This is a genomic window from Microcystis sp. M169S2 (genome assembly GCF_020245865.1).
GTDB classification, from domain to species: Bacteria; Cyanobacteriota; Cyanobacteriia; order Cyanobacteriales; family Microcystaceae; genus Microcystis; species Microcystis ichthyoblabe_A.
The window spans coordinates 1-20,765 of sequence record NZ_JADBUB010000220.1; the positions used below are offsets into that span (position 1 = coordinate 1).

17 protein-coding genes and 1 pseudogene are annotated in these 20,765 nt (G+C 42.9%); 10 read left to right on the plus strand and 8 right to left on the minus strand.

The annotated features are described in order from the left end of the window. A pseudogene (locus IM485_RS20210) lies at positions 1–744 on the minus strand (hypothetical protein); the annotation flags it as partial. 1,140 nt (positions 745–1,884) lie between these two features. Here IM485_RS20210 and msrA point away from each other — a divergent pair. Continuing rightward, positions 1,885–2,547, plus strand: coding sequence for a peptide-methionine (S)-S-oxide reductase MsrA (gene msrA / locus IM485_RS20215; RefSeq protein ID WP_287745219.1), 663 nt, complete (start codon positions 1,885–1,887; stop codon positions 2,545–2,547). A gap of 57 nt (positions 2,548–2,604) precedes the next feature. Here the strand turns inward: msrA and IM485_RS20220 are convergent, their stop codons facing one another. Further along, entirely contained in the window at positions 2,605–5,004 is a 2,400-nt protein-coding gene (locus tag IM485_RS20220) for an FHA domain-containing protein (RefSeq protein WP_287745221.1), read from the minus strand. A 196-nt stretch (positions 5,005–5,200) separates the two neighbouring features. On the opposite strand from IM485_RS20220, the gene sir reads away from it, so the two are divergent. The 3 genes from sir (at position 5,201) to IM485_RS20235 (ending at position 10,137) form a co-directional block, all read left to right on the plus strand. Then, entirely contained in the window at positions 5,201–7,138 is a 1,938-nt protein-coding gene (gene sir, locus IM485_RS20225; RefSeq protein ID WP_287745223.1) for a sulfite reductase, ferredoxin dependent, read from the plus strand. Between the two features lie 104 nt (positions 7,139–7,242). Next, positions 7,243–8,880: a tetratricopeptide repeat protein gene (locus IM485_RS20230; RefSeq protein WP_104395829.1), complete on the plus strand. Its 1,638-nt coding sequence runs from the start codon at positions 7,243–7,245 to the stop codon at positions 8,878–8,880. A gap of 3 nt (positions 8,881–8,883) precedes the next feature. Then, positions 8,884–10,137 (plus strand): AAA family ATPase, encoded by a 1,254-nt coding sequence (locus IM485_RS20235; protein ID WP_104395830.1) that lies wholly within the window; start codon positions 8,884–8,886, stop codon positions 10,135–10,137. Between the two features lie 304 nt (positions 10,138–10,441). Here the strand turns inward: IM485_RS20235 and IM485_RS20240 are convergent, their stop codons facing one another. Continuing rightward, positions 10,442–11,371, minus strand: coding sequence for an NAD(P)H-dependent glycerol-3-phosphate dehydrogenase (locus IM485_RS20240; protein ID WP_104395831.1), 930 nt, complete (start codon positions 11,369–11,371; stop codon positions 10,442–10,444). Positions 11,372–11,500: 129 nt separating this feature from the next. On the opposite strand from IM485_RS20240, the gene IM485_RS20245 reads away from it, so the two are divergent. Further along, on the plus strand, positions 11,501–11,932 hold the full coding sequence (locus tag IM485_RS20245; RefSeq protein ID WP_002753251.1) for an NUDIX domain-containing protein: 432 nt from the start codon (positions 11,501–11,503) through the stop codon (positions 11,930–11,932). A 60-nt stretch (positions 11,933–11,992) separates the two neighbouring features. Here IM485_RS20245 and IM485_RS20250 read toward each other — a convergent pair whose 3' ends face one another. Further along, positions 11,993–13,210 (minus strand): ABC transporter permease, encoded by a 1,218-nt coding sequence (locus IM485_RS20250; protein WP_287745236.1) that lies wholly within the window; start codon positions 13,208–13,210, stop codon positions 11,993–11,995. A 146-nt stretch (positions 13,211–13,356) separates the two neighbouring features. After that, entirely contained in the window at positions 13,357–14,841 is a 1,485-nt protein-coding gene (locus IM485_RS20255) for an efflux RND transporter periplasmic adaptor subunit (protein WP_287745226.1), read from the minus strand. Here IM485_RS20255 and IM485_RS20260 point away from each other — a divergent pair. The 4 genes from IM485_RS20260 (at position 14,783) to IM485_RS20275 (ending at position 17,639) form a co-directional block, all read left to right on the plus strand. Further along, positions 14,783–14,929: a hypothetical protein gene (locus IM485_RS20260; RefSeq protein ID WP_002740204.1), complete on the plus strand. Its 147-nt coding sequence runs from the start codon at positions 14,783–14,785 to the stop codon at positions 14,927–14,929. The two genes, IM485_RS20255 and IM485_RS20260, sit on opposite strands and share 59 nt — an antisense overlap. 34 nt (positions 14,930–14,963) lie before the next feature. Continuing rightward, positions 14,964–15,845 (plus strand): tetratricopeptide repeat protein, encoded by an 882-nt coding sequence (locus IM485_RS20265; RefSeq protein ID WP_287745228.1) that lies wholly within the window; start codon positions 14,964–14,966, stop codon positions 15,843–15,845. A 209-nt stretch (positions 15,846–16,054) separates the two neighbouring features. Further along, positions 16,055–16,822 carry a hypothetical protein gene (locus IM485_RS20270; RefSeq protein WP_287745230.1) on the plus strand — a complete coding sequence of 256 codons (768 nt, stop codon included), beginning with the start codon at positions 16,055–16,057 and terminating at the stop codon, positions 16,820–16,822. Then, entirely contained in the window at positions 16,815–17,639 is an 825-nt protein-coding gene (locus IM485_RS20275; RefSeq protein WP_287745232.1) for a hypothetical protein, read from the plus strand. Before IM485_RS20270 ends, IM485_RS20275 begins: the two co-directional genes overlap by 8 nt. Positions 17,640–17,678: 39 nt before the next feature. On the opposite strand, the gene IM485_RS20280 is transcribed toward IM485_RS20275, so the two are convergent. The 3 genes from IM485_RS20280 to IM485_RS20290 all read right to left on the minus strand — a co-directional run bounded on the left by IM485_RS20280 (position 17,679) and on the right by IM485_RS20290 (position 18,665). Further along, entirely contained in the window at positions 17,679–17,891 is a 213-nt protein-coding gene (locus IM485_RS20280; RefSeq protein WP_004268323.1) for a type II toxin-antitoxin system HicA family toxin, read from the minus strand. A 2-nt stretch (positions 17,892–17,893) separates the two neighbouring features. After that, entirely contained in the window at positions 17,894–18,088 is a 195-nt protein-coding gene (locus IM485_RS20285) for a type II toxin-antitoxin system HicB family antitoxin (RefSeq protein ID WP_002784633.1), read from the minus strand. Between the two features lie 310 nt (positions 18,089–18,398). Continuing rightward, positions 18,399–18,665, minus strand: coding sequence for a hypothetical protein (locus IM485_RS20290; protein ID WP_272015222.1), 267 nt, complete (start codon positions 18,663–18,665; stop codon positions 18,399–18,401). A 276-nt stretch (positions 18,666–18,941) separates the two neighbouring features. Here IM485_RS20290 and IM485_RS20295 point away from each other — a divergent pair. After that, positions 18,942–20,765: tetratricopeptide repeat protein (locus IM485_RS20295; RefSeq protein WP_502882199.1), on the plus strand; the 1,824-nt coding region annotated here is incomplete at its 3' end.

Genomic DNA, 20,765 nt, shown 5'->3' on the forward strand with positions numbered 1-20,765 from the left:
AATAGGTTTTGATGCCATTTTTGGTGCTTTACTGTTTCTCAAATGCCTTTTTTCGCTCCTTATGTTTATTTTTATGCTCACTTTGATTTTTTCTCTCCGTAATTTCTCTCTGTGACAGCTTAGGGTGCGGAATGTGGGTTGTAGATAAACATCTAAGTTGGCGTCTGTATCAGTAGTGCTAGGTGTTCCCGTCCAGACTAAGGTAACTTTAGCAGATGAACTGGGACGGCGAGATATCCTGCCCAGGTTTACCGATATGCCCCGGAATGTATCTTCTGCTAGAAAATAGCTTAGAGATAGGTTGCCAAAACTTGCGTTTCCTAGGGCTTCTGCAAAGGTAAATGCACTAGGGTTTAAGCTATTTGGAGGAGGCAATGGACTGGTATTGGCTATATCTGTTGGTTCCCAGAGATTTGGATTCACTGAGCCAGAGCCATTTTGTGATGTGTGTATAAGTAACCCTTTTTCTGTGGAATCAAGAGTTCTAATAACGGTATCGTTTACGGCAGCAGTATATGGGGCTACGGAGTTAACGCCACCAAGTGAATTGCCTGCGATCGGTGTGTAAGGTGTATTGGTCGTCCAGGTGGCCGAGAAAAGTATATCTTTAAAGCGAGATCTGAAGTTAGGCCACCAGAGTGGTGAAAATGCAGTTTTTGCATTTTCATAGAGAAAGTTATCTTTATTGTCTTGAACCATTAATAGGTTTTGAGACCACAACAAATTCAATGGTGTAATAGGCATAGTGGTAAAAGTTTTGAACGCTTCATACACCACAGCTTAATCGTTCGCCTGCGCCAAATCAATAAGCAAAAATACTGAATTATCTGTAGCAGAAATGTTGAATTTGTACATAAAACTTTACATACAAACTAATAAGAACAGGCGTTCGCTTAGAGAGATTAAATTTCCCTCTTGGGATAAAATTAAGTTAACATAGCGCAGTTTATTAAGTAAAGTATTCCCATATATTTGAGGAATTTGCCTAAACTGTAAAATCTAATATACGATTAATATATAGCGGTTCTCGCATCTGTGCGGCACACTTAAACCTTTGCTGATTAAGCTGTTCAGGATCGGGAATGTACCTCTTGTGAATCAGAAACGCTATAGAACCAGTTTCAGTATCTAGGAGCATCACTAATTTCATCTGATGATAGGCCGACATCCAAAACAATTTGCTGGTCAAAGTCGAGCGAAGTGGACTCTGATCTAAGCCGAAAAGTCGAGACGTTGAATCGATAGCATATATTAGTTCGTGATTTAAGCTTAAATAAATCTGATTAAATGCTTGATAATCTCGGTTTTTACTGGCTTTAGAGAAAGTAGATAAGTCCACAGCTATCCCTTGATGATTTAGTCGAAAAAACAAATCTCGTAAGCTGCCGAGACTTTTATCGAAAATTAGATAAAGCCAGATAAGTACAAAGAGCCTTGTATTGAGAACAGAATAGTCATTTTTCGGTAGTCTTTTTAAGATTGTCTTGACAATTTATGCAAAATATTTTATCGTATAACTGATAATAATTATTGTCAGTTATATGCAACTATAATATCATATTTTAGTTGCTTTTTTGCTTTATAAAGCTATCATTCAATAGTTATGTATTTCTGTATGGGGGAAGTCCAGTTATTAAAATGAGGCGTTGCTGATTTGAGATATGAATCTTCTTTTCTGGTATTTTTAAAACCTAGAGCCAAACTAACTTTTTCATCTGATGCACAGTTGGCATTCATACCTTGATTCAGCAACGCCCAAAATCCCAACTCAGTAGATTGACAAAAATTGAGCTGCAGCCTCGGTTCTGATCACCGATCACTGAAATCCCTAAAATTAAGCGATAATGTAAAGTAAAGTCAAACTTTCTGGACGAATTATTTATTATGGTGTTATTCGGATTCGGCAAAAAAGTAACTTTGCCTACAGCAAGGGAAGCACTACCCGGGCGATCGGAAAAAATGCCCGTACCTAGCGGCCACTACGTTAACGGTCATCCTTTGCAGCCCCCCTTCCCTGGCGGTATGGAAAGCGCAATGTTTGGTTTAGGCTGTTTTTGGGGAGCAGAGCGGAAATTTTGGCAATTAGAAGGAGTTTACACCACGTCCGTAGGTTATGCGGCTGGTATCACCCCCAATCCCACCTATCAGGAAGTGTGTAGCGGCATGACCGGGCATAATGAAGTGGTCTTAGTGGTCTATGATCCCAGTGTGATTTCCTACGAACAACTGTTAAAGGTTTTCTGGGAAAGTCATAATCCCACCCAAGGAATGCGTCAGGGTAATGATACGGGAACTCAGTATCGATCGGGTATCTATACCTATAGTCCCCAGCAAAAGCAATTAGCGGAAAAATCTCGCTCGATCTATCAAGAAGCTCTCAATAAAGCGGGCCATGGTCAAATTACCACGGAAATTATCGACGCACCTGAATTTTATTATGCTGAAGTTTATCATCAGCAATATTTAGCGAAAAATCCCGGCGGTTACTGTGGTTTAGGGGGAACGAAAGTGGAATGTCCGATCGCTCTTGATCTGAAGTTAAATTAAGTAGGGTTAGCCGTCAGTTATCAGTTATCAGTTATCATTCATAATTCATAATTTAGATCATAAAATATCTTTTCTTTTTTGCCACCAATAGGTAAGGAGAAAATAAATAAGGGAATGAAGAATTAAAACTCCCCAATTCAATAACAAATTATTGATAGATAATTGATAAATTTGATTGGTATCCTCAAAGGGTAAAGGGAAATTAAAACTATTTTGTTCTTTCGCTTCTGCAATCATAGTTTCCACCTCTACTAATACCCCATAGGCACCAATCGACCAGCGACTGATCATCAACCATGATAGATATTTTCCCAGACCTTCTAAGCTAAATAATACCCCAGCAAAGATAATCTGAGGGATTAAAATTAAAGGTAAGGCACTATTTGCTTGAGTGATATTATTAACGCCAGCAGAAATTAATAAACCGAGATTAATCGCCGCAAATATAGTTAAAAATGTGGTAATAAAACAGCCAATTAACCAAGTCATTAATTCCGGTTGCGGGTCAGTAAATCCCCAAAATATCACGCAGGTAATTACAATTGTTTGCAGAAAAGCTACGGCTGCTAAAACCAGAATTTTTGAGAATAAATAGGGTAATAATCCCAGATTAACTAATCTTTCTCGCTGATAAATTGGCGATTCTTTGACAATTTCCTGTAGGGAACAGGCAAAACCTACCCACAATTGCGCGCAGGTAAAAACAAAGAGAGTTTTTAAGGCTAAAGGTGCCGATTGGATAGCCTGATCAAAACTAGGATTATCTCCCAAAAATAAAGGATTTTTGCCACCTAAAACCATAGCCATTAATAAAATTCCGATCGGGGCGGTTAATAGGTATAAAATTAAACTAACCTGATCGCGGATAATTAATTGGCTATAGCGTTGACATAAAACCTGTAGTTGTGGCCAAAAAGATTGTTGAACCTGTTGCGGTTTACTATGATTTTGCTGAAATATTTTAGCGATTCTTGCTTCAATATTATTTTTGTAGTAGTCGGATTGTTGGAAACGTTGGCATTCTTGCTCAACTTTTTCCCTAGTTTCCAGATGAATATAAATATCGGCAAAATCCCCCTGAGGTAAAGAGAAAAAATTTAAGGCCTCCCCCGGAGAACCAAAATAACATAAATTGCCTCCTTGACCGAGAAAAACTAATCGATCGCAGAGATTGATATTATTAGTAGCATGGGTGACTAGGAGAATTGTTCTACCTTCTTTGGCCAATTTTGCCAGCAATTCCATCATCTTTTTATCTAAACCGGGGTCTAATCCCGAGGTGGGTTCATCTAAAAAGAATAATTTGGGATTAGCTAATAATTCTACCGCAATACTTACCCTTTTTAACTGACCACCGCTTAAGTCTCTGACTAAAGTATTTCTTCTTGCTAACAATTCCACTTGCTCTAGGGTTTTCTCGATCACTTCTTGGCAATTAATATCTGGAGGTAGCCTTAATTTAGAAGCATAATATAACACTTCTCCCACAGTTAAATCCCTGTGAACGATATCGTATTGGGGAACATAACCGATTTGGGTGCGATAGATATTAAAATTCTGGCGCAGCTCTTCCCCATTCAGATAAACTGTCCCTGAGGTAGTGGGTTCAATTCCCAATAAAGTCTTTAATAAAGTCGATTTTCCCGCACCACTTCCCCCGACAATCGCCACTAATTGACTCGGTTCGATCGGTAAGGAGATATGATTGAGAATTATCAAAGCTTGTTTCTTTTTATCCCGCACCATCCTGACGATATTTTCGGCATCCAGACGGATATTATCCCCCGTATCTAATAAAACTAATTCATCTCCCTGCAACCGAAAACTATAGGGGCCGATTCTCACTGTACAACCGTTGGTTAAAATGGCACTACCCGATACTTTTTCTCCGTCGATAAAGACTCCATTGGTGCTTTTGTCGTAGAGAATATAACGATTTTGGTTATCGCTATCGATAATCGCGTGTTGTCGGGAAATTGTCGGAGCGTCTAAAACCACAGTGGCAGCATTATCTCGTCCTAAAACTACACTGCGATTGCTTAGGGAAACTGATTTAAAAGCTAAAGATTGGCTTTTTACTGGTTGGTTAGGATGATAATAGGTAATCTTGACCCAATTTTTGACATCTTGACCGATATTAATCTCATCCCCATTTTGTAAAAGATAGCCCTCTTTGGGAGTAATGACGCGATTATTGATAAAAAGTTTATTGGAACTAGGATTAGTCCCGTCTCCATCGTAGATATAGTAATCATCTCCCTGACGACGAAAACAAGCTTGGACTCGACTCACCACCGTCCAGTGTTGGGGAACAACTAAATCCACCTGTTGACCATCCCGACCCAATTTATAATTAGGACGACTCAGATTAATAGAAGGGAGAATTTCTCCCTGATTGTTAAGAATAATGTAGGGTTCTTGACTAATAACCGTTTTAATGTTGGGAGAATTGGTCATAAAAACTCGATCGGTAGATGGCGTTCGCGGGGGACGGTAAGAAGCTAAGATAGAATTAAGGTCTCGATCGCTACTGTTAACCTCAGAGTCTGGAACGAACTCTAGAGATCATCTTAGTAAAACTTCTTAGGATCGATCGAGCTTGTCTAAATTCCTATTCCTAAGACCTATCCACAGGTTATCGTGCTGTTAGACGATGGTTACAACTCCTATTTCTCCTACCGCCAAGGTTTCTAAAGTCGAAGGTATCAAAGAACGCAGTAATTATCTACGAGAACCTTTGGCCAGTGAACTCCTCGAAGATACAACCCATTTTACCGATGCGGCGGTGCAGATCCTCAAATTTCACGGTTCCTATCAACAGGATAATCGCGACAATAGAGCCAAAGGTCAAGAAAAAGACTATCAAATGATGTTGCGTACCCGCAGTCCGGGGGGTTTTATTCCCGCGCAACTATATCTTACCCTCGATAGTTTGTCCGATCGCTACGGTAACGGCACTTTACGGGTGACAACTCGCCAAGGCTTCCAATTACACGGCATTTTAAAGAAAAATCTCAAAGCTACCCTCGGGGAAATTATCCGCAGTATGGGATCCACTTTAGCGGCCTGTGGTGATGTTAACCGCAATGTCACCGCACCGCCAGCCCCCTACAAAAATCGCCCCGAATACGGCTATGCTTGGGAATATGCCAATAATATCGCCGATTTGCTCACTCCCCAAACTGGAGCTTACTACGAAATTTGGCTCGATGGCGAAAAAGTTATCAGTGCAGAAGAAGCGCCAGAAGTCAAGGCATCGAGACAAAAAGATACAAATGGCATTAACAAAAACGATCCCATCGAACCGATCTACGGTCAACATTATATGCCCCGTAAGTTCAAGATCGGTGTCACCGTGCCGGGGGACAACTCCATCGATATCTACACCAATGACCTCGGTTTGGTGGTGATTACCGACGCAAATGGTCAATTACAGGGTTTTAACGTCCTTGCGGGGGGTGGACTGGGAAGGACCCACAATAAGGAGGAAACTTTCCCCAGAATGGCCGATGCGATCGGTTATGTGGACAAAGAAAATGTGTACGATCTGGTAAAAGCGATCGTGGCAACCCAAAGAGATTACGGAGATCGCGGCGATCGTCGTCATGCGAGAATGAAATATATCCTCGAAGAATGGGGAGTAGAAAAATTCCGCAGCACTGTTGAGGGTTATTTCGGCCAAAAAATTGCCCCCTACCAACCCCTCCCCGACTGGGAATATCAAGACTTTTTGGGATGGAATGAACAGGGAGACGGAAAATTATTTTTTGGTCTTCATGTAGAAAATGGCCGGGTCAAAAATGAAGGCAGTTTTCAGCTAAAAACCGCCTTAAAAGTGATTATCGAGCGTTTTCAGCTACCCATGCGCTTGACGGCTAACCATAATATCATTCTCTACGAAATTGAACCCAAGGATCAGCAAGCGATCGAGGCGATCCTGAAAGAACACGGAATTATCACTAATCCCGCCGAAATTGACCCTTTAACCCGTTATGCCATGGCCTGTCCCGCTTGGCCCACCTGTGGATTAGCGATTACTGAGTCAGAAAGAATTTTACCCAGCGTGATTGAACGCATTCGCACCCTGCTTAATCGCTTAGGATTAAGCAAAGAGCAATTTGTCATCCGCATGACAGGATGTCCCAATGGCTGCGCGCGTCCCTATATGGCAGAATTAGGATTTGTGGGTAGCGCTCCCAATTCCTACCAACTCTGGTTAGGGGGAACAGCCGATCAAACTCGACTAGCGCGCCCCTATTTGGATAAAATGGCGATCGATGATCTAGAAAAGGTCTTAGAACCGATTTTCGTTTACTTCCAACAGGATCAACAAAATAACGAAACCTTCGGAGAATTCTGTCATCGAGTCGATTTCCCTGCTTTACAAGCATTTTCAGCCACCTACACACCTAAAATGACCGAAACTACTACTACTGAATCAAAACCCAAACGCGTGCGTAAAAATCAAAACCGTGTCAGCGTCCCCGATGATATGTTTGTCCGTCTCAAGGAAGCTTCGGAAACGGAAAAACGGCCGATGAATCAAATCATCAATGAGGCGCTAGAGGCCTATTTCAGCCAAAAATCCTAATCAGTTATCAAGGTGGGACTTAACCCACCTTTTTTTATTAGCATATTCATAGGGTCGGTCTGTCGAAAAAATCATAGTCCATCACATCAATCACAATCAAAGCAATGAATGAACAACGCGCTCAAGCTTATGTGAATTTAATTGAACAGTTGCTTGCTCGTGCCGATGATGAGGAACTCAATAATATTCTGCAAGCAAATCAGGAATTGATTGACCCCCAATTTTTGCAGGTGATGGAAAACTATGCAACGGGGTTAATTGATATTTCAGAGTCTCCCTTGGGAAGTCGGGCTAATAATCTGGAAATCGCTATTACAGGCTATCACACCCTGTTAAAAGTATATACCCGTGATGCTTTTCCTTATGAATGGGCAGCAAGACAAAATAATCTGGGGAATGCTTATAATAAGCGTATCAGAGGGGAAAGGGCAGAAAATTTAGAGTTAGCTATTGTTGCTTATAATCTGTCTTTAGAAGTATATACCCGTGATGCTTTTCCTTATGAATGGGCAATGATACAAAATAATCTGGGTAATGCTTATAGTGATCGTATCAGAGGGGAAAGGGCAGAAAATTTAGAGTTAGCTATTGTTGCTTATAACCTGTCTTTAGAAGTCTATACCCGTGATGCTTTTCCTTATGAATGGGCAGGGGTACAAAATAATCTGGGTACTGCTTATAGTAATCGCATCAGAGGGGAAAGGGCAGATAATCTAGAGTTAGCTATAGCAGCATTAAACCAGTCTTTAGAAGTATATACCCGTCAAGCTTTTCCTTATGAATGGGCAAGGGTACAAAATAATCTGGGTACTGCTTATAGTAATCGCATCAGAGGAGAAAGGGCTGATAATCTAGAGTTAGCTATTGTTGCTTATAACCTGTCATTAGAAGTATATACCCGTGATGCTTTTCCTTATGAATGGGCAAGGGAACAAAATAATCTGGGTGCTGCTTACATAAACAGAATCAAAGGAGACATAGTAGAGAATATAGAAACCGCAATTTTCTGTTATCAAGAAGCCTTAAAAATTCGTACTTTTGATGTCTTTCCTCTTGACTGGGCAACTACTCAAAATAATTTAGGCAATGCTTATAGTGAACGAATTAGAGGCAATAAAGCCGAGAATATCGAAAATGCAATTGTCTGTTATCAAGAAGCCTTAAAAATTTATACCCGTCAAGCCTTTCCAGGAGATTGGGCAGAGACACAATATAATTTAGCCAATACTCTCAGAGAACGATTTAAACTTCTTGGTAAAGTGGCAGACATTCAACAAGCAATTAACTCTTATAAACAAGCTGGAGAAATTATTGAAAAAACCGAAGACAAAACCTTATATTTTAACTATTCCTATCAATTAGGAAAAGCTTTATTTGAGGGCGGATATTATACAGAAGCTATTGAACACTTAGAAAATTGTCAGCAACTTTATCAAAAACAAAAGGATATTAGTAGTTTGGCTCCAATTTTATTGGAACTTGCCCGTCTCTATCATCGCACTGGTAGGCTCGAACAGGCAAGACTTTATTTTAAAGATTCTTTACGTCTATTCCGTCGTTTAGGTGATCAAGATAATGTGGCTTCTGTGACAACTGCACTGGGCAATCTAGAAATACAAATTGGCAAGATTTCCCAAGCTTGTAGTCATTTAAAAGAGGCACAAACATATTATCAAGAAAACAATAATTCAGAACGACTAGAGGAAATTAATCATCTACTAAAAATTCTACAATCTGCGTAAAAAATGACAAGACTCAGCCGTTATCAATCAACTCTCAAAAAATGGGGACTTATAGAAAATCCTTTTCGACCAACTCCCCCCGATGATCCCGAAAAATTAGCAAAGATTTTTTATGGACGAGATCAAGTTTTAGATGTCGTTATTCCGACCCTCTATGAAGGACGTAATATCTTAGTTAGGGGGGCTTGGGGTATTGGTAAAACTGCCTTAATTTTTAATTTACTTAACCAGTTACAACAGGAAGTTAACCAATTAAATGAAAAAATGTTATTGCGTTATATTAGCGGTATTCCTGGGGAAAGTTCCACGGAATTTTATCGTGCTTTATTATTAGCTGTAGCCGATAGTTTAGCGGATAGTGATCAAGAATCAGAAGACATTGCTAATATGCTTTTAGGTTATTCTATCCAACGCAATAAAACCACTATCGAAGGGCAAGTTAGATTAGGCTTTTTATCCTTTGGCAAAAAGGAAGAATCCCCTGCTAATCAACTGACTCCCACTGCCAATGCTGATCCCTATCCTCTACTCATTCGTTTATTAAATAGAGCCGAGGAAATTTATTCTCGTATTGTTATTGCTATTGATGATTTTGACAAAAAAGACCCCATTGTTGTCCGAACAATTTTAGAAAGTAGTTTAGATTTATTTCGGATGGGAAAACATCGAGGATTTATTATGACAGGAAGAGGCTTTACCGAGTTTCAAGAAGCAACCTTAAAAGCCCTTGGTATCTTTTCTGAAGATATTCCCCTTGAACCCATGAGTCAAGATGATTTACGTCACATTGCTATTAATTATCTTAATAGTGCCAGAAACGAACAGCGAAATGATCCCTATCCTTTCACAGAGGAAGTCATCAATTTAATTACGGGTTGCGCTCAAGGAATTCCTCGAGAACTGAATACTATCTGTGAAAAAGTATTAAGGCAAGCTGCTTCAGAAGGATATGAAATTATTGATGAAACTGCTTTTTATTCAATTTGGCAAATCCTTCAAAAAGACTTTACTGATTATTTAAGTCCTCAGTTTCGTCATTTATTATACGTTGCTCATCAAGCCGGTGGCATTAGTGAGAATATTTCTGATCAAACTTTGGCTAAACTTGATGCTATAACCTTTGTTGCTCTCTTGCCCCAACTTAAATCGATGGAAGAACAAGGATTATTAATTCGTCAAGAAGATCAAAGCGGTTTTCGTTTTGTTCCTTCCCAATTATTTCAACCTAAGTTACTCCCTGAGTCTCAGTCTGAGTAAATAATAATTGAAGCCATTAGGGGAGTTATAAAAATCGATCGAGCAAAAAGGCAACCGGGTAATGATTGGGTAGTAGTGGTGAGCCATGGTGCTTATCGTGTATGAAGTGTGTAAAATATTTGTTAATAACAATAATTTGCTTAACGCACTATCTTTATCTAAAAAAATGGAGAATCCCGTTGGGGCTATTTGATACTTTATTTATGACTAAGATAACCAACAAAGCAAAGCGTTAAACCTTCGTCCCCACTTCCCAACCCCTCACGGATTACTTTTTACTGTTTACTAAAAAATCTCTTGTCTCTTAATCAAATTCTGCTTTTAGATCCCGACGCATTAATTCATAAACGGCAACTTGGGGAGAAATTTCCCCGCGCAAAAGACGATCAACTTGACAGGTAATCGGTACATATAAATTTTTTTCTTGGGCAATTCTCATCAAAACTTCTGTGGTATTTATTCCCTCGGCAGTTCCCTCTAACTTCCCTAAAATCTCAGGCAAAGATAAACCTAAAGCTAATTGATAACCCACTTGATAATTGCGGGATAAAGGACTATTACAGGTAGCTAATAAATCCCCTAAACCCGATAAACCGAAGAAAGTTTCTTGACAACCTCCTAGACAAGTTCCCACCCGAATTATTTCCGGTAAAGCGCGAGTTAATAGGGCAGATTTGGCATTAGTACCTAACTGTAAACCATCACAAACCCCAGAAGCGATCGCCATGACATTTTTAAGAGTGCCACCTAACTCAGTCCCCAAGGGATCGCTATTCAGATAAACCCGAAAAGATTCCCCAGATAATAATTTTTGTAACAATATTGCCGCTTTTTGCTGATAACTTGCTACCACCGTCGCAGCGGGTAAACCTTGATTAATTTCTTTAGCTAAATTGGGACCAGAAAGAACCACAAGGGGATTAGCGGGAAAAGCTTGATTCCACAGATGAAAAGGAGTACGAGTGGTGATTGGCTCTAATCCTTTAGTGGCGGTGACGATAATTGTGGAAGAATTTAATGGTAATTGCTGTAATTGTTCGATCGTGGGAACAACTCCTTTAATCGAAACTGCTGAAATAATTACATCAGTATCTGCTATAATAGCCCCTAAATCTTCCCCAGTATGACGAGACCAAACCCTAACAGCTAAGTGATTAAGTCTAGCCAAATTAGCGAGAGTTTGTCCCCAAATTCCCCCACCTATCACCGTAATTTTCTTGGCATTTTCTAACAACTTTTATGATCCTCCTTGTTAGTGATCCCTGATCAGTGACTGGTTAGAAAGCATTCGATTTTAAGGTTATGAGTCTTAAATGAAATTATTCACCGATTACCGATAAATGTTCACTGACAACTGAAAAAAATGACAACCTATCGCAATCCTGCCCCTACTGTTGATATTATCATCGAACTGATCGACTCGCCCCATCGTCCGATCGTACTAATTGAGAGAAAAAATCCGCCCTTTGGTTGGGCAATTCCGGGGGGATTCGTGGACTACGGCGAATCGGTGGAAACGGCCGCCATTCGGGAAGCTTACGAGGAAATCAGCTTGCAGGTGCAGTTAATCGAGCAATTTCACGTCTATTCCGATCCTAGCCGCGATGCACGTCAACACACCATTAGTATCGTTTTTATCGCCACGGCAAAAGGAAAACCGATCGCTGCCGATGATGCCAAAAAAGTCGGGATTTTTCATCTCTGGGAATTCCCCCAACCTTTATGCTTTGATCACGATCGCATCCTCAATGATTATCGTCGTTATCGGGATTATAAAATCCGTCCCACACATTAAACCCTAACTTAGCTATAAAAGCAATCCTTGCCAAAAACGTCCCCGAAAAAACTTAAAAAATTATACACTTCTGAGGGCGACAATCGGCTCCAATTTAGAGGCACGATAGGCGGGAAAAACGCCGAAAAAGAGACCAATACCCGTGGAAACACTCAAAGACAGGGCGACGGCGCTGGCGGAAACAGTGGCGGCCAGGGGAGAGAAACTGGAGACGAGAACGATCGCTCCTGCACCGAAGAGAATACCAAACGCACCGCCGGCGATGGAAACGAGAGTTGATTCAATCAGAAATTGTAAGAGAATATCCTGTTCTCTGGCTCCGATCGCTTTTCTTAGTCCGATTTCCCCGGTTCTTTCCGAAACCGAAACCAGCATAATATTCATCACCCCGATACCACCGACAATTAGGGAAATACCGGCGATTAGAGCCAAAAGTAGGGTTAGACCCTTGGTAATCGTACCGAAGATTTCGATCATCTGTTTAGCAGTTTCGACGCGAAAATCATCCTCAGCGACGATTTTATGGCGTAAACGCAGGAGATTCTGGATTTGGAACTTAGCAGCGCGGATTTCCTCCCCCGATCGCGCGTTGAGACTAATCCAACTCAACTCGACACCGTAGGGGGAGGTTTTGCCCACCAGTTGCGAGTTCATGGTACTAAGGGGAATAATCAGCATTTCATCCTGATTATTGCCAAAAAAGGAGCCTTTCGCCTCTAAAATCCCGATCACCTCAAAACTGAGATTTTTGATCCGCAGCTGTTGACCGAGGGGATTTTGGGTGGGGAAAAGTTGCGCTGCCACTTCACGGCCGATTACCGTTACCCGTTTGTTGCGGGCTAGATCGATATTATTGATAAAACGACCTTTTTCTAGGGTAAAATTGCGGACAGAAGCGTATTCTGAGGTGCTTCCCGTCACTAGAGCCGTCATGTTGCGATTACGATAGGAAATCAGGAAACGAGCGTTTATTTCCGGAGCGACTTCGGCGACGGTGGGAACTTGTTCGGCGATCGCCTGAGCATCGGCTAAAACCAGGGTTTTCGGTAAATCAACGGTGGTATTGCGTGCTTGTCGCGACCCCGGCACCACAAAAATGGTATTGGGTCCCAAGTTAGCAAACTGGTCATTGGCTAAGGTTTGCGCCCCTTGGCCAATACCGATCATGGCTACCACCGAAGCGTTACCGATGATAATTCCTAGCATGGTTAGGCCGCTACGCACTTTATTGGCCCTTAGGGTGGAGACGGCCATTTTTAAACTTTCGATGATAAACATATCAGTTATCAGTGGGGTGTGGGGTGTGGGGTGTGGGGTGTGGGGAGAATAAATAAAATAATCTCCTGTCCCTGAATCCTGTCTCCTGAATCCTGACTCCTGCCAGAGCATAAAAAAGACAATTTGGATATATTTGTTAAGAAAAATTATTGAGATTTTTTATTATTTTTCGAGGTATCTTCGGCCCCTTCGGGGAGATCGATAAAGACCTTTTCTCCAGCTTCCAAACCTGATAAAATTTGGGTTTTATCGTCTAGGACCAAACCGATCGAAACGGGTTTAAAACTGGGTTTATTTTCGGCATCGGGAACTAAAACCCCTGACTTGCCTTCCCGGGTGACAATGGCTACAGTCGGCACGACGAGGGCATTATCTAACTGCTGGCCGACAAAAGTTACATCCACATTCATTTTCGATTTAAGTTTGTCCCGTCCCGTCACCAAACCGATTCTGACCTCAAAAGAAGTAACATTATTCTCGATAATTGCTTCGGGAGCTACGAGAATAACTCGACCTTCAAAGACTTCTTCAGGAAAAGCATCGGCGACAATGCGCACGGGTTGGCCGCGCTGCAATAAACCCACATCTACTTCCGGCACTTTAGCAATCACTTCCAATCCCGATGCTAGGGCGATAATCGAGGTGGAAGTGGCGGAAGCGGTACTAGAGGCCGAAGTGGTGGGGGTGACAAAAGAACCCTCAGTGGCGTATTTTTGGGTGACGATGCCATCAAAGGGAGCAGTAATGACCGTATCGCGGTATTGAATCTTGATTTGCTCTAAATCGGCCCTAGCGGCCGCTACAGATGATTCTAGTCGAGCCAGCTCCGTTTCTTGGGTTTTTTGGCGTTGTTCGAGGGCAAATTTCGCTTCTGCGATCGCTGCTGCCGCTCCTATCATTTCCTGCTCAATTCCGGCCACTTCTGGGGAAGCGGTTTTATCCGCTTGTTCCAAACGGCGGATCGATTCGTCTAAATTGGCTTTAGCGTTGAGATATTCATTGAGGACGGCATCAAATTGGTCTTGAGCGATCGCCCCTTCCCGGACTAAATTTTCATTGCGTTTAACCCGATTTTCTGCTAGTCGAAAACGGGATTGGGCCGCTTGTACCTGAGCTTGCAGCTGGTCTAAATCTTTGGGAATTCTTTCTTTGGCCTGAGCTAAACGGGCTTCTAATTGCTTATAACTGGCCTGGGCCTGATAAAATCGGGCTTGTAATTGCCGGATATCTTCGGGAATGCTGCGTTTAGCCTGTTCCAGACTGGCTAGAGCTTCCCGTAGATGCGCTTCTGACTGCATTCCCCGGGCATACACCTCTAAATTATCCATGACGGCGAGGGTTTGTCCCTTTTTAACAATCATGCCCTGATCCACCAATAATCGCACTAATCGGCCGGGGTTTTTTGGGCTAATGTTGACACTTTGTATTGGTTCCACCCTACCACTAGCTTTAATTTCCACAGCGAGGGTTTCCCGTTGAGCAGGAACGGTCATTTTCGCCAATTCTAGGCCAGGAGGAGGGGTTTGCAGCAAGCGATAAGAAACCACTCCCACCGCCAGAAAACCACTAGCCATGAGTCCGAATATCCAAAATAGGGGGCGATTTGATTTTCCCAACACGGTTATTGCCATCGATCAGCCAAAAGTTAATTGGTTATATACTAACGTCTCTAGAGTTGCCTTTGTTGTTTCTTTAGCCAACAACTCCCAAGCGAGATAGACTGATTAAAAAAGGCCTATCGCGGGGGTAAACTGTGCCAAAACTTCGATTAATCATTTCTTTGCTCATTTTTTTCGTCGCTGGCAGCCCGCCGGCTTTTTCCCAAGCACTACTCCCCTACGCCATCGAACCGGAGTTAGAACAGATGGAACAAGCGGGAATTGAAATCGCCGAAGATGCCATCCAATTAGCTCGTTTTCGCCGTACCGATGCGGCCCTCGGACGGGCTAAGTTAGCGGTGCAGTTAGCCCCCCATCTCTATCAAACTTGGTTTATTCTCGGTAGTTTATATCTGCAAGACGATCAGGTGCAACTCGGTATCGAGGCATTAAATCAATCTTTGTCCATTGCTCCCGCCGATGCCCACGCTAATATTAAATTTTCCCTCGGTAGTGCCTATTTTCAGAATCAGGATTACAAGTCTGCTATTGCCCAGATTGAAGCGGGTTTGCAAATTAAACCCGATATCTCCCCCGCTCTTTTTGATCTCGGTAATTCCTATCTCAAGTTAGCACAATATCCCCAAGCGATCGCAGCTTACGAAAAGGCTGTTAATCAAGATAAAGATTTTTGGCCCGCTATTAATAATATTGGTTTAGTTAAATACGAACAGGGTGATAAGGAAGCCGCTCTTAAAGATTGGCGGGCCGCTTTGAAAATCGATCCTAAACAGCCAGAACCTCAGTTAGCTATTGCGGTGGCTATTTATAGTCAAGGAAAAACTGAGGAGGGCATCAAATTAGCTCAGGCCGCTCTCACTAGCGATAGTCGTTATGTCAGTCTGGAATTTTTAGGGGAAAATCTCTGGGGTCAACGTCTTCTGCAAGATACGGAGAAAATGTTTAATCATCCTAAAATGAAAGATTTTATCGCTCGTTTACCACAACCAACCCCAGAAGCGGAGGAAGAAAATTAAGCTGATAGCAGCAAGCATTAAGATAACCCCTTAGTTAATTTGCTAGGAATTCTTGAGGCTTGCTCTAGCTAATTAGGGCTGGCTGAATATCGGTAGCAGCTTTGCTAAAAAATGGTTTTGGGACTTTATTAGCAAAACAACAAATTTTTTGCCGCAAACCCCACATACAGTACAATTATTACAGTTAAGGGTTTGAAAGGCCTAGGATGATGGCAAAGCAATCAAGGGCAATTGCGGTAACAGAACATGACAATAAGTGTCCTGAATGTCTGCACTTGGAGATTTCGGGAGAACCCGTTGCGCCTGAGTCGAAGGGACTTTTTTCGCTTTTGAAAAAGTCTGATCCAGAGGCGTTTTCCCTATCGGTGCGGATTATTTTTAATGAGCAGTGGCTTGATTTTTCTTTTGGACGGGTTAAGTTTGGTTTGCGGGGGGGAGAGTTGCGCTTAAAACTGGAGAATGGCCAAATGCCTTCTGAGTTGAGAAATGAAGCGTTGAAAAAGATTTTAGCAAGGGAATTAGAGATTGAACGTCAGTTAGGAGGAGAACAGGAAAGCAAGTTTCAACTAGAAGGAACTGTAACTCCTGATTTACCGAAAGCAAGCTTAAAGGGAGCTAGAGAACAGCGTCGGAAAGAGTCCCAGGGGGATAAGTTTCAGCTTAAAATAGCGCAAATTAGTCACAAGGGAGCAAATAATCAGCCTGTGTGGGTGTTCGAGAATAGGACAGGTGAGCCTGTTTTGATTGGGGAATTAGCGGATTCCCTGGGTAAAATGTTAATTGCGGGTGTTCCCTGGAGCGTTGAAGCGACATTTACTCATGAAATGCGTCAGGTTGTGATTACAGGTTTAGAAAATTTATTTAAAGATGATATTTCTGGACACAAATTGAACGTATTTGAGTTAGCAGTAGCTAAGTTATTTTTAAAGCATAAAACCCAACCCTATCTAAGTCGTCAGGTATTACGTTATGAGTGATGCAGATTTTATTCGAGAAGTTGAAGAACTGTACCTGCGTCTTGCTAATGCAGATACAGATGATCTGGTTGAGTTAGCTAAACTTGCGGGTTTAGACCCTAAAACAGATTTAGCCGACTCTGTTTGGGTTCCCTATCCCAGCTTTGGGGAATTGATTCGTCAGAACACCTTAGCGGCGGCGGTGCTGACAGATTATCTAGAAGAGCATGGGATAGAGGTAGATGCTGCGGCGGCTGATAATGCTCAAGTGGTACTACCCAAGCTAGGTAAACTAGAAGTTGTATTGATTCCCCAAGACTCTGGTGCAGAACTTTTGGATTTAAGCCAAATTAGGGTCGAAATTGACCTAAATCCAGCAACATTGGCCTATATTTTAGTCGAGTTAGGGGAAGGGGGAGCTTGGTTAACTGGGGTTCTGTTGAGTTCGGACCTGCGCCAGGATTTCCCAGAAGGCGGTGCGGTGTCCTTGGCGATGAGGAAACCTATATCGGCGCTGTGGGAGGCTTACCGTCGGTGGGAAAACTGTCAGCAAATCATGGCGCAGTATATCGATAAACAAGGCTGGTCAGCGGAACAGCGATCGGAGGTAATCACGGTGTTAAACTGGGTCTGGGACTATCGGCAGGACTATGAGCGTCCGAAGCTATTAGGGGACTTTTTAGCAGAGAAGGCCAACGAGAATAATGAGAATTTTAAACCCTTAGTCTCGCGTCCGGAAGGGGTAAGGGAAGCAACGCCTAAGTCATCTTCAGAGGGTGCGGTGGACTGGCTAGAGGTGGCGATGGATTTGCTTGATGAATTGGGAAAATTTGTTTAAAAAATAATCATGAAAAGTATTAAAATAATTGTCGAAAAGCTATAAAAGCTTTTTAAATTCTTCAATGGTCAATCCAGCATCGTTAACAATTCCAGCCATAGTATAAGCATTAACCGGATTGGCTCTAGGAATGACAATAATACGCTTCCCATTCGCCATCGTAATATGTTTACCTTGTCTAATGACTTGAAAACCTGCTTTTTCTAAGGCCTGAATTGCTCTTAAATGATTTATTCCTGGAAGTTTTGGCATAATTATCCAACTTCTACATAAAGAGATTCGTCATCTTTATTTAGTTCTTCGACTGTCTCTAAGTAGAGTTGAATGGCATCCTTGATATTTTCTAAAGCTTCCTCTTTAGTTTCCCCTTGTGACCAGCACCCCGGTAAACTTGGACACCATATCGCATATCCTTCCTCGCTCTCTTGTAACCTTACTTTATAGCGCATACTTACCTTTTAATTTTGACTATTATCATTTGTAATTATATCCCACTTTTCGCCATCTGGGAAACCTGCGCCCAAATGTAACATATAGTCATTTCAAATAAGGTTGTAGGGGCGAAGCATTCGGGCAATAACCTATCGCTGAAACCGTAGATTTCTTATCCGAATGCTTCGCCCCTGCGGGAGTGCTTACTGACAATAATAGTGAGATAGGTGAGTCTTGTCTCATTCTTAGTTGAAATAACTATATCTTGGGAACTATAATAGGCGAATAAAATACTGCTATCTGTAATAATTTTGGGGGGATAATTTGTCATGAATGATCTTGCTGATGGTGGTTTTGGATATATTCTGCCACTACTTTTTTGCGGTTTTCTCGCAATGATAAATCAGGTGGAGCATTTTCTAAAAGATGCTGAGGATGACCTCCCCGGCGTTGTGATAAAGTTTTACGCGGTTTTAAGCTTTGCCAATGTTCGTAAATGAGTTTTTTCAGAAGTTCTTCTGAGCTAATATTCTCTTCGGAAATGATGTCTGCTAGATAGTTCTCGGTTTCTCGATCTAGATTAATCGATAACATTGTTACTTCATGGGATAAATCAACATCTTTGATTATAGCTTAAAATCCATGATCGCACTCACCCCCCATCCCCAATTGAGTTTGCTAGAGAAAAATTCGGGGTACGGGCGAAGCATTCGGATAGGAAATCTAGGGTTTCAGTAATAGGTTATTGTCCGAATGCTTCGCCCCTACTCACATCTAACAATCCGTCGTAACGCACCACATCTATCATTAATTTATTTGGTGCGTTACGCTATCGCTAACGCTAATAAAACCTAAAACCTAAAACCAATCATGAACGAAGCAAGAATAGAAGCTTACTTAGCCCTAATCCAAGCGCTCTTCCAGTGCGAAAATGGTCAGGAACCAGCGCTATTACAAGCTAATGCGGAATTACTTGATGCAGGCTTAGTCGCTGTGATGAAGCAGTATGCAGGCTTCTTAGAACAGCAAGGAGACAGCAATAACGGGAGATGGTTGCTGAATATGGCGCAACAGTTAGAGCAAATTTTAGACCCGCCCAGAGATAACCAAAACCTCTACATCAGTTTTTTACAAACCCTACTGCAAACTGTCGAGGAAAGTGACGGAAACCGCCAAGCAATTTATCCCCTGCTTGACAATAACCTCCATCTCTTAGATGAAAACTTAGTTAACCTCCTCCGTGCTTGGGGAAATCAAACCAGGGAACAGGCCAGTCCAGGGGGAATTTACCAACTAGGGGTACTCCTCTATCGTCTTGCTGATGCTTTTTCTAGGTTTACTAAAGGTAATCCACTCATTAACCTAGCCATTGCCGTCTATGGATACGAATTTTGTGCTGCAACTGAACGCCAACCGGGATTAGAAAGGGATTTAGCCCAAACCCTCAATAATCTGGGCATAGCCTACCTCACCCAGGCCGAACTAGGGAAAGAGCCGGTAGCCAACCTAGAACGGGCGATCGCCGCCTATACCGAAGCCACCACCATCAGCCGCCAACCGGGATTAGAAAGGGATTTAGCCTCTACCCTCACTAATCTGGGCAATGCCTACCTCACCCAAGCCCAACTAGGGAAAGAGCCGGTAGCCAACCTAGAACGGGCGATCGCCGCCTATACCGAAGCCACCACCATCAGCCGCCAACCGGGATTAGAAAGGGATTTAGCCTCTACCCTCACTAATCTGGGCCTAGCCTACCTCACCCAAGCCCAACTAGGGAAAGAGCCAGTGGCTAACCTAGAACGGGCGATCGCCGCCTACACGGAAGCCACCACCATCCGCCGCCAACCCGGATTAGAAAGGGATTTAGCCGGAACCCTCACTAATCTGGGCAATGCCTACCTCACCCAGGCCGAACTAGGGAAAGAGCCGGTAGCCAACCTAGAACGGGCGATCGCCGCCTATACCGAAGCCACCACCATCTTCCGCCAACCCGGATTAGAAAGGGATTTAGCCCAAACCCTCAATAATCTGGGCAGTGCCTACAGCCTCCAAGCCGAACTGGGGAAAGAGCCGGTGGCTAACCTAGAACGGGCGATCGCCAACCACACCGAAGCCACCACCATCCGCCGCCAACCGGGATTAGAAAGGGATTTAGCCCAAACCCTCAATAATCTGGGCAATGCCTACAGCACCCAAGCCGAACTAGGGAAAGAGCCAGTGGCCAACCTAGAACGGGCGATCGCTGCCTATACCGAAGCCACCATTATCAGCCGCCAACCGGGATTAGAAAGGGATTTAGCCGCAACCCTCAATAATCTGGGCATAGCCTACCGCACCCAAGCCGAACTAGGGAAAGATCCGGTAGCCAACCTAGAACGGGCGATCACCGCCTATACCGAAGCCACCACCATCAGCCGCCAACCCGGATTAGAAAGGGATTTAGCCCAAACCCTCACTAATCTGGGCAATGCCTACCTCACCCAAGCCGAACTAGGGAAAGAGCCGGTAGCCAACCTAGAACGGGCGATCACCGCCTATACCGAAGCCGCCATTATCAGCCGCCAACCCGGATTAGAAAGGGATTTAGCCCAAACCCTCACTAATCTGGGCGTAGCCTACCTCACCCAAGCCGAACTAGGGAAAGAGCCGGTAGCCAACCTAGAACGGGCGATCGCCGCCTATACCGAAGCCGCC